1 protein-coding gene is annotated in these 601 nt (G+C 75.5%); it reads right to left on the minus strand.

From position 1 onward, the window contains the following. A partial coding sequence (locus FV223_RS29450) for a site-specific integrase (protein ID WP_187276306.1) occupies positions 1 to 337 on the minus strand: 337 nt, incomplete at its 3' end. Positions 338 to 601 lie beyond the last annotated feature (264 nt).

A 601-nucleotide genomic window follows, 5' to 3' on the forward strand; every position in this document is an offset into this window, starting at 1 on the left:
TTTTGGGCGAGCGCACGGCGCCGAGCGCCGCCACGGTGCCGTGACCCTCGCGCTCGAGGTGCTTGGCGAAGGAGCGCAGGCCGGCCAGGGCCCGCATCAGCGAGCGGCCTCCGACCTCGTTGGCCCGCCGCGCGGCCATGAAGGCGCGGACGTCGCGCGGCTTCAACGCGACGATCGCGGGGATCGTCGGCGTGCCGGTGCGGGCGTCGAGATGGGCGAGGAACTGGCGCAGGTCGCGCTCGTAGGCCTCCACCGTGTTGGCGGACATCCGCCGCTCGGCCGCGAGGCTGAGGCCCCAGGCGCGGGCGGCGGCAAGGAGGGCGGCATCGCCCGGCATCGCGGGAAGGACGGAGCCCGACGCGGGAGCGGAAGTCGGCATCGGGTCTTCCTCGCGGAGCGCGCCCGCGTCGAGCGCGCGAGCCGGTCACTGGACGCCCGCGCGGTTGCCCGGCGGTTAACGGGTCTTCTCGATCCCCATCGCCTTGATGCGCGAGGCCAACGTCGTCGGGCGCAGCCCCATGAGCTCGGCGGCGCCGCCGGGGCCGAACACCTTGCCGCCGGTGAGCGAAAGGGCGGCGGCGATCTCGGCGCGGTCGCGGGC

Origin of the sequence: Methylobacterium sp. WL116, assembly GCF_008039455.1 — a bacterium.
In the GTDB taxonomy this organism is placed as follows: Bacteria; Pseudomonadota; Alphaproteobacteria; order Rhizobiales; family Beijerinckiaceae; genus Methylobacterium.